Raw genomic sequence first — 9,152 nt, 5'->3', positions numbered from 1 at the left:
CTCCGCAGCATCCACAGGATGGCGACCACCTCCCACGGTGATCGGGTCCGGCTCAGAACACCGCCGAGCGGAGCGAGATCTCGCTGGCGAGTGCGGCGGCGGCGTTCTCGGGAACCCAGTGGTCGACGCCCTCGAGGACGCACAGGCGGAACTCCGAGTAGGCGTAACGGCCGCTGAACTCGGCCTGTTCGCGGCCGAGGACGCTGTCCTGATCGCCCCACACCATCGTCGTCGGGATCTCGACGGGTGCGCATGCCATGGTCTTGGCGATGTCACCGGTGAAGTTCGCGCGGTACCAGTTGAGGGCGGCGTCGAGCATGCCGGGCTCGGTCAGCGGTGTGATCTCGTCGGCGGTCACCCCGGCCCGTCGCAGCAGCACACCGTTACGGGCCAGCAGCTTCTCGGCCGCACCCTCGCCGACGAAATCCTTGATGTAGGAAGACTTCTCGCGCTGATCACCGACCTTCAGCGCATCTCGCGCGGCCGAGGGGTGACCGGCGCTGACCGCGACCAGACCGGTGAACCGGTGGGGGTGTCGTGCGGCGAGATGCCATGCCACCAGCGAGCCCCAGTCGTGACCGACGAGCAGCGCGTAGTGCACCTCGAGCGCGTCGAGCACCCCGATCACGTCGGACACCAGATGGTCGATCCGGTAGTCGTCGACGGCCTCGGGCCGTGCACCCGGGCTGTAGCCGCGCTGGTCGACGGTGATGGTGCGCAGCCCGGACTCGTGCAGCCGCGGCACCACCTCGGCGTAGCACGAACTGTTCACCGGGAATCCATGCAACAGGATCACCCATGGACCGCGATCCGGTCCCCCGACCTCGACCTCGAAGGTCAATCCACCCACATCCACAGCACGCCGTTCCGTGTCCACGCGTCCAGCCTAGGTGATCGCCACCACGTCTGAACCGCTCGCCGACCGTCCACCACCGACGGCCGACGACGTGTGACCGCTCAGCGCCGCCCGGAACGTAGGGCGTGGGTGATCTGGGGCAGGGCGGGGTCGGCACCGCCGACGATGATGTCGCACACCGCATCGAGGTCGACGGACTCGGCGACGAGGTCGGCGATCCGGTCGACCTGTGCCGCACGGACGGCGTCGAAGCGCAGGTCAGGGACCGTGGCGAAGTCCGGTTTGCCGACGGCCACCGCCACCTCCCGCACAAAGGTGCGCCGGAAGTCGTCGGAGGCGAGCAGCCCGTGCCAGTGCGTGCCCATCACCGATCCGCGGCGGGCGCCCTCGGCACCGTGAACATCGTCACGAATCCACGGCTGTTCCGCTGAGCGGACGACCCGGCCGTGGTGGATCTCGTATCCGCTGATGCGATGCTCGCCCGCGGCACCGATCGCACCGGAACCGGTGACCTGCCGCAGCACCTTGTCCGGGCGGAACACGATGTCGAGGTCGAGCAGTCCCAGCCCCGGCACCGGGCCGTCGTGGGCGGTGCCGATGCTCTCGACCGGGTCGTCGATGCTGCGGGCCAGCATCTGGAATCCGCCGCAGACCCCGAGGACCGGTCGTCGTGCGGCAGCCCGCTCGGCCACGGCTGCGTCGATGCCCCGCTCCCGCAACCACGCCAGATCGGCCAGGGTGGCGCGGGTGCCGGGCAGCACGGCGAGATCGGCGACGCGCACCGATGCGGGGTCGTCGACCCACATCACGTCGACGCCGGGTTCGCAGGCGAGGGCCTCGACGTCGGTGGAGTTGGAGATCCGCGGCAGCCGGATCGCGGCCACCGACAGCCGCGGCCCCGACACCGGCACGACGTCGTGCGGCGGGCCGACACGTCGGCCGACCGGTGAGGCCAGCGAGTCCTCGGCGTCGATCCAGAGTTCGGTGTCGAAGGGCAGCACACCCAGGGTGCGCCGGCCGGTCAACGCCTGCAGCTCGTCGAGGCCGGGTTCGAGGATGCCGACGTCACCGCGGAACTTGTTGATCACATATCCGGCGATCCGGGCCTGGTCGGCGGCACCGAGGATCGCGGTGGTGCCGAACAGGTGTGCCAGCGAGCCGCCGCGGTCGATGTCGGTGACCAGCACCACGGGCAGATCCGCGGCCTGGGCGAGTCCGAGGTTCGCGATGTCGCCCGATCGCAGGTTGATCTCCGCGACCGATCCGGCCCCCTCACAGATGACGACGTCGAAATCGGCTCGCAGGGAGGCGAGTTCATCGGTGACGACGTCGAGCAGGTGGGCGCGTCGGGAGATGTAGTCACGGGCGCCGACGTCGCCCGCGGGCCGCCCGCGCACGATCACATGCGAGCGCCGGTCACCGCCCGGCTTGAGCAGCACCGGATTGAACCGGGTCGACGGTTCGAGGCCGCATGCATATGCCTGGAAGGCCTGCGCCCGCCCGATCTCCCCGCCGTCGGGGGTGACCACCGAGTTGTTGGACATGTTCTGGGCCTTGAACGGCGCCACCCGCACACCCTGCCGGACCAGCGCCCGGCACAGACCCGCGACCACAAGGCTCTTTCCCGCATCGGAGCTGGTACCGCCGACCAGCAATGCACCCCGGATACCGCTCACCACGGTCAGGGTAGACGCGCCGCGACGACCCGCCCGGTGTCGGGTATTCGAAGCACGCGGGCGCGGTGCGAGGCGGCGTGAGCGGTTCGACCCGATAGTGTGGGCCGCGAATCATCCGGGCCTGGCGGTGTCGCCGGTCCGGGAGTCCTGGGAGGGGGCCGGACCATCGTGTCATCGCTCGAACCCGGTTCGGTCTTCGCCGGATACCGGGTCATCGGTCTGCTCGGTGCCGGCGGTATGGGGCAGGTGTATCTGGTCGAACATCCCGCACTCGGCCGGCGTGAGGCGCTCAAGATCGTCTCGCCGACCGGGGACGCCGACTTCGGTGAACGCTTCACCAACGAGGCGCGCACCGCGGCATCGCTGGATCATCCCGGCATCGTCACGGTCTACGCCTACGGCGTCGAGAACGGGTCGGCCTGGTTCACCATGCGCTATCTCGACGGCGCCGACCTGGGCGGTTCCGGGGCGCTGCCACCCAAGGACGTCGACCACATCGTGACGCGCGCGGCCGAGGCCCTCGACTATGCCCACGGCCGGCGCGTCATCCACCGCGACATCAAACCGGCGAACATCGTCATCACCCGTGACGAGCAGGGCCATCCGGATCGGGTGACGGTGCTCGACTTCGGGATCGCCCGGCTGATCGACGCCCCCAAGATGACCGCCACCAATGCCTTCATCGGCACCCTCACCTACGCCGCACCCGAGACGCTGTCGGGGGCGCCGGCCGACCCCGCGTCGGATCAGTATGCGTTGGCGTGCACCGCTTTCGAACTACTCACCGGAACCGCGCCCTTCCGCGGAGACACCCCGGGGGCACTGATCACCGGGCACGTGACCGGTCCGGTCCCGCGGATCGGTGAACGCGCCCCGATGCTCGCCGGCCTCGACCCGGTGTTCGTCCGGGCGCTCGCCAAGAATCCCGCGGATCGGTTCGGTTCCTGCCGCGAGTTCGCCGCCGCACTCGGCGCCGCATCGGCGGGTCTGCCGCCGGTGGCCGCGACCGCGGTCGGTGGCCCGTCCGGCCCACGCGGCACCCAGACCTTCACCCCGCCACCGATCCAGGGCATCCCACCGGCGCAGGGGCTCCCACCCGTCCAGGCGATCCCCCCGGTGCAGTCGGTCCCGCCCGGGGCACCGCTCTCATCGACGCCGGGCATGGCGCCGTACCCGGGGACCGTCCGTCCGGCGTGGCAGACCCCGCCACCCCACCAGCCGTATGGGCCACCGTCCGGGCCGACACCACCGACCGGGGGGTCGAAGAACCGGACCGGGCTGATCGTCGGCGCCGTCGCGGGCGTGTTGGTACTGCTGGCCGCGATCACCGGGATCGCGGTGTGGGCGGCTAACTCCGGCGGTTCGGACACCCACGCCGACGACACCACCGTCGTCGATCCGTCGACCTCCGGCGCGCCCACGTCCGGCGCCCCCACGGATTCCACCACGGTCGCCGCAGGCGAGTGGGCGTCGATCGCCACCGACGGGCAGTCCTCCTGCGCGCTACGGGACGGGTCGGTGTACTGCTGGGGCAGCAACGACCGCGGGACCCTCGGCGACGGCACCACCACCAGCCACTCCACGCCCACCCGGATCCCCGGGTTGTCGGATGTGACGGCCATCGCCATGGGCGGGCTCGGTTCGGCGTGTGCGATCAGCGACGGCGACGTCTTCTGCTGGGGCGCCAACCTCGTCGGCGGCGCGCCGTCGGAGTACCACTCGCCCACCCGCGTCGACGGGGTGACCGATGCCTCGGCGATCAGCGTCGGGCTGGCGACCTGTGCGATCAGCAACGGCGACCTCTACTGCTGGGGCAACAACGTCTACGGGCAGACCGGTGACCCGGCTGCCACGGGATTTCAGAAGACCCCCACCAAGGTCTCCGGGCTCAACGATGTCCGGGCGGTGAGCGCCAACACCAACAACACCTGCGCGGTGACCGGTGACGGTGCCGCCTGGTGCTGGGGCAAGAACGATCAGGGTCAGGTCGGTGACGGCACCACCACGGTCCGCAAGACCCCCACCCGGGTGTCCGGGCTGACCGGTGTCTCCGCGATCGACACCGGCCTGGACTCGATGTGTGCGATCGCCGACGGCACCCCGTGGTGCTGGGGCAACAACGGTAGCGGTCAGCTCGGCAACGGCACCGAGCAGTCGAGCAGCACCCCGGTGCGCGTCGGCGGGGTGAGCGGTGCACGAGCGATCGCCACGGTGATCTCCGGGGCATGCGCGTCGACCGGTGCCGGCGACGTGTGGTGCTGGGGATCGCGCAGCAGCGCGTCGAACCACACCGCGGCGCAGGTCAGCGGGATCCGCGGGGTCACCGACCTCACGTCCGGCTCGGTGAACCTGTGTGCGGTGGGATCGTCCCAGCTGTACTGCTGGGGTCTCAACAGTCAGGGCCAGCTGGGCGACGGCAGCACCGACTCCAGCATCAACGAGCCGGTGCGGGTCCGGGAACCGGCGTGAGCGCGGGTGGTTCGGCCCCGCCCGCTCAGGCGTCGGGCAGGGTGAGGATCTCCACGCCGCTGTCGGTGACGACGATGGTGTGCTCGAACTGTGCGGTCCAGCGGCGGTCGGCGGTCACCACGGTCCAGCCGTCGTCCCACATCTCCCAGGGCAGTCCGCCGAGGTTGATCATCGGCTCGATGGTGAAGACCATGCCGGGTTCGATCACGGTCTCGACGTTGGGCTGGTCGTAGTGCAGCACGATCAGCCCGTTGTGGAAGGTCTCCCCGATCCCGTGGCCGGTGAAGTCGCGGACCACGGTGTAGCCGAAGCGATTGGCGTAGGACTCGATGACGCGGCCGACGACGTTGAGTTCGCGGCCCGGCTTGACCGCCTTGATCGCACGTTCGGTGGCGATTCGGGTGCGCTCGACGAGCTCGCGGGCCTCCTCGGACACCTCCCCGGCCAGGAAGGTCGCGTTGGTGTCGCCGTGCGCGCCGTCGATGTAGGCGGTGACGTCGATGTTGACGATGTCCCCGTCGGCGATCACCGTCGAATCCGGGATGCCGTGGCAGATTACCTCGTTGAGCGAGGTGCAGCACGACTTGGGAAAGTCCTTGTAGCCCAAGGTCGACGGGTAGGCGCCGTGGTCGATCATGTACTCGTGGGCGATCCGGTCGAGCTCGTCGGTGGTGACGCCCGGGGCGACCGCCTTGCCGGCCTCGGCCAGCGCATTCGCGGCGATCTTGCTCGCCACCCGGACCTTCTCGATCACCTCGGGGGTCTGCACCCACGGCTCGTGCCCCTCGTTGACGGTGGGCTTCCACGCGTACTCGGGACGTTCGATCGCGTCGGGCACCTCACGGATGGGCGAGAGCTTGCCGGGTTTCAGTGGAGCGCGAACTGTCATGCGAACCAGCTTAGGGGCCGGGCCCGACGCCGGGTGTGGGTGTCGCCGGGTGTGGGTGTCGGCGTGCGGTGTGATCGACGCGGCCATGTGGGCGCGGCGGGGCCGGAGGGAACGCAGGCACCCGATCGACCAAGGATAGACTAAGCAACATTCCCAGGGGCACGTCCGATCCCGCGGCGTCACCCCAGACGAGCGGAGGTTCCCCAAGTGCGTCGGCGCAACCGGTTGACGATGTGCCTGTTCGCGGCGCTGACCACAGCGATGATCCTGGTGGTCACCGGCTGCAGCACGGCTCCGATCGAGTCCTCCGGTGAGTCGGTCGATGCCTCTGCCACCCTGCGATCGGGTCCGCAGACCGCCGATCTGCCCGCCGCCGACGTCGTTCCGGTGACCACCGACCCGCAGGTCACCCTGCCGGTGACGGTGCCGTCGGTCGGGCACGGCACCACCACGGTCAGCGACGTCAGCCGGATCATCGCGATCGACCGCAACGCGACGTTGTCGAACATCGTGTTCTCGCTCGGGTTGGGCGGCAAGGTGGTCGGCCGTGACACCTCCACCGTGTTCCCGGCCGCCGCGAACCTGCCGCTGGTGTCCAACACCGGCCATCAGCTCAACGCCGAGAAGGTCCTGGAGCTGAACCCGTCGGTCGTCCTGGTCACCGAGGGCACCACCCCGAGTCAGGCGGTCGACCAGCTGCGCAACTCCGGAATCCCGGTGGTGGAGTTCACCTCCGAGCGCACCGTGGCCTCCACCCCCACCCTGATCCGGTCGGTGGCCGCCGCACTCGGTGTGGTCCCGGCCGGCGAGCAGCTCGTCGCGCGGACGCAATCGCAGATCGACGCGGCCAAGCGGGCAGTCCCGGACCCGTCGGGCAATCCCGGCATGGCCTTCCTCTACATCCGCGGGCCGCGCCTGGTCCTGATCGCCGGACCCGATTCCGGTGCCGACGATCTGATCGCGAACCTCGGTGGTGTCGACGCCGGCACCGCGAGCGGCTTCACCTCGGCGTTCACCGCCGTCACCGCGGAGAAACTGTTGCAGGCCAACCCGCAGGTCATCCTGGTGATGACGCAGGGCGCCGACTCGGTGGGCGGCATCGACGGCGTGCTCGCCCTGCCCGGCGTGGAGGCCACCGACGCCGGCCGCGCCCGGCGCGTCGTGCAGATGGACGAGACCGAGGTGCTGTCCTTCGGACCGGATGTCGGCCAGGTGCTCGCCGCGCTGGCGAAGGCCATCTACGTATGAGCACCGCCCCCACCACGGCATCCGGCACGTCCCGGGCAGCGCGCCCGGAAGGGCGGGTGTCCGGGCCGATCGTGATCGTGGTCTTGCTGGTCGTCACCGCGATGGTCGCCCTGTTCTCGGCGACGATCGGTCAGATCTCCATCCCGCCGATGGAGGTGCTGGGCAGCATCGCCCACCATTGGGGTCTCGACATCGGGTCACTGCCGATCCATCCGCAGGGTGAGCACACGCTGTGGGTGGTGCGCTTCCCCCGGATCGTGCTGGGTCTGGTCGTCGGTGCCGCCCTCGGTGCCGCCGGCTGTCTGATGCAGGGGGTGCTGGCCAATCCGCTCGCCGAACCCGGCGTGGTGGGTGTCTCCTCGGGTGCCGCGGTGGGTGCCTGCGCGATGATCGTGATCGGCGGTGTCGGCGTCAACGACTGGGCGATGGCGAGCGCGGCCTTCCTCGCGGCCCTGTTGACCACCGCCGGTGTCTACGTCCTGTCGCTGCGTGACGGTGCGTCGTCGCCGATCATGTTGGTGCTCACCGGTATCGCCGTCAATGCCTTCGCCCTCGGCATCATCTCGTATCTGACGTTCGTGGCCACCACCGCGGCCCGCGAGCAGATCGTGTTCTGGCAGCTCGGTTCGCTGGCCGGGGCGTCGTGGACGGCGGTGTGGGTGTCGTTGCCGCTGGCCGTGGCCGGGATCGCCGCCGCCATGGCGCTGGTCCACAAACTCGACCTGCTGGCGCTCGGTGAGATCCAGGCCGCCTCCCTCGGGGTGAAGGTGGAGGTGGTGCGGCGGCAGGCGATCGTGCTGGTCGCGATCCTGACCGCGGCAGCCGTCGCGTTCACCGGCATCATCGCCTTCGTCGGCCTGGTCGTGCCGCATGTGATGCGACTCATCGTCGGGCCCCGGCATGCGGTGTTGTTGCCCGCCAGCGTGATCGGCGGCGCATTGGTGCTGGCCGCCGCAGATCTGGCCTCGCGCACCGTTCTCGGCGGCGCCGACCTGCCGCTCGGCGTGTTCACCTCGCTGGTCGGCGGCCCGGTGTTCTTCATCCTGTTGCGCCGCAACCGCAATGCGGGGGCGGGATTCTGACGTGGCCGATTCCGTGAACTCCGCCGACTCCACCGACCGGGATGTCCCCAGCAACGCAGACCCGAACAACGGCGTCCACGACGGCCCTGCCGATCTCGCCTCGCTCGTCCCGGCGTTGCGGACACCCGATCCGTCGGCCGGGATCGTCGGCGAACACATCGAGGTGGCCTTCGGTGACCACACGATCCTCGCCGGGGTCGATCTCGACGTCCGTCCGGGTGAGCTCGTCGCCCTGGTGGGCCCCAACGGTTGTGGCAAGTCGACGTTGCTGTCGGTGTTGTCGGGAATGCGCAAGCCGCGCGCGGGCCGGGTCCTGCTCGACGGCACCGACATCGCGCACACGCATGAACGCGACCGGGCGAAGCTGCGTTCTCTGGTCACCCAGCACAATCGGGTGGACACGCCGTTCACCGTCGGCGAGGTGGTCTCGATGGGCCGCTACCCGTGGCTGCGGACCCCGCAGGCCGTCGATTCCCCGCGGATGATCGCCGAGGCGATCGACCGCTGCGACCTGTCGGGGATCGTCAACCGGCCGTTCCCGCACCTGTCCGGCGGTCAGCAGGCACGGGTGTCGCTGGCCCGGGCACTGGCGCAGAACACACCGATCATGATGCTCGACGAGCCGACCGCAGCCCTCGACATCCGCCATCAGGAGCAGGTGTTGCAGGTACTCACCGAGCATCGGCGGTCCGGGGCGACGATCTTGTTGGTGGTGCACGATCTGACGCTCGCGGCGGCCTACGCCGACCGGGTGGCGTTGATGAAGGACGGTCACATTGTCGCCTACGGCGAGACCCGCGAGGTGATGACCGAGACCCTGTTGGCCTACATCTACGACCATCCGGTGGACATCTTCGAGCGCGACGGCCGCCTGATCGTACTGCCGCAACGTCGACTCCCCATTGCTGATTGAGCCGGGACCGAGCGAAGCG

The 9,152-nt window shown here is 69.7% G+C and carries 7 protein-coding genes; 4 read left to right on the top strand and 3 right to left on the bottom strand.

Annotation, left to right across the window (positions count from 1 at the left end; translation table 11 throughout):
- Positions 1-52: 52 nt before the first annotated feature.
- On the bottom strand, positions 53-877 hold the full coding sequence (locus GD1_RS23290; protein ID WP_083534673.1) for an alpha/beta fold hydrolase: 825 nt from the start codon (positions 875-877) through the stop codon (positions 53-55).
- Positions 878-957: 80 nt separating this feature from the next.
- The gene (locus tag GD1_RS23285; RefSeq protein WP_157079604.1) at positions 958-2,532 is read right to left on the bottom strand and encodes a cobyric acid synthase; all 1,575 of its coding nucleotides are present in this window, start codon (positions 2,530-2,532) and stop codon (positions 958-960) included.
- Positions 2,533-2,700: 168 nt separating this feature from the next.
- Here GD1_RS23285 and GD1_RS23280 point away from each other — a divergent pair, with 168 nt between their 5' ends.
- Positions 2,701-5,001, top strand: a complete 2,301-nt coding sequence (locus tag GD1_RS23280) for an RCC1 domain-containing protein (RefSeq protein WP_059039888.1) — start codon at positions 2,701-2,703, stop codon at positions 4,999-5,001.
- 25 nt (positions 5,002-5,026) lie between these two features.
- Here the strand turns inward: GD1_RS23280 and map are convergent, their stop codons facing one another.
- The gene (gene map, locus GD1_RS23275) at positions 5,027-5,890 is read right to left on the bottom strand and encodes a type I methionyl aminopeptidase (RefSeq protein WP_053776393.1); all 864 of its coding nucleotides are present in this window, start codon (positions 5,888-5,890) and stop codon (positions 5,027-5,029) included.
- 231 nt (positions 5,891-6,121) lie between these two features.
- On the opposite strand from map, the gene GD1_RS23270 reads away from it, so the two are divergent.
- The 3 genes from GD1_RS23270 to GD1_RS23260 all read left to right on the top strand — a co-directional run bounded on the left by GD1_RS23270 (position 6,122) and on the right by GD1_RS23260 (position 9,133).
- Positions 6,122-7,138, top strand: a complete 1,017-nt coding sequence (locus GD1_RS23270; RefSeq protein ID WP_083534671.1) for a heme/hemin ABC transporter substrate-binding protein — start codon at positions 6,122-6,124, stop codon at positions 7,136-7,138.
- Entirely contained in the window at positions 7,135-8,220 is a 1,086-nt protein-coding gene (locus GD1_RS23265; RefSeq protein WP_059039884.1) for a FecCD family ABC transporter permease, read from the top strand. Before GD1_RS23270 ends, GD1_RS23265 begins: the two co-directional genes overlap by 4 nt.
- Before the next feature lie 115 nt (positions 8,221-8,335).
- Positions 8,336-9,133 (top strand): heme ABC transporter ATP-binding protein, encoded by a 798-nt coding sequence (locus GD1_RS23260; protein WP_059039894.1) that lies wholly within the window; start codon positions 8,336-8,338, stop codon positions 9,131-9,133.
- The last annotated feature ends 19 nt before the right edge of the window (positions 9,134-9,152 follow it).

Origin of the sequence: Gordonia desulfuricans NBRC 100010 (assembly GCF_001485495.1) — a bacterium.
Taxonomy (GTDB): domain Bacteria; phylum Actinomycetota; class Actinomycetes; order Mycobacteriales; family Mycobacteriaceae; genus Gordonia; species Gordonia desulfuricans.
The sequence above is the reverse complement of the archived record's forward strand: the minus strand, read 5'-3'. Positions and strand labels throughout refer to the sequence as shown.

What these genes read in the sequence shown, in the direction of transcription:
- map (WP_053776393.1), bottom strand. Translation starts at nt 5,890, where the DNA reads ATGACAGTTCGCGCTCCACTGAAACCCGGCAAGCTCTCGCCCATCCGT.
- GD1_RS23265 (WP_059039884.1), top strand. Translation starts at nt 7,135, where the DNA reads ATGAGCACCGCCCCCACCACGGCATCCGGCACGTCCCGGGCAGCGCGC.
- GD1_RS23270 (WP_083534671.1), top strand. Translation starts at nt 6,122, where the DNA reads ATGTGCCTGTTCGCGGCGCTGACCACAGCGATGATCCTGGTGGTCACC.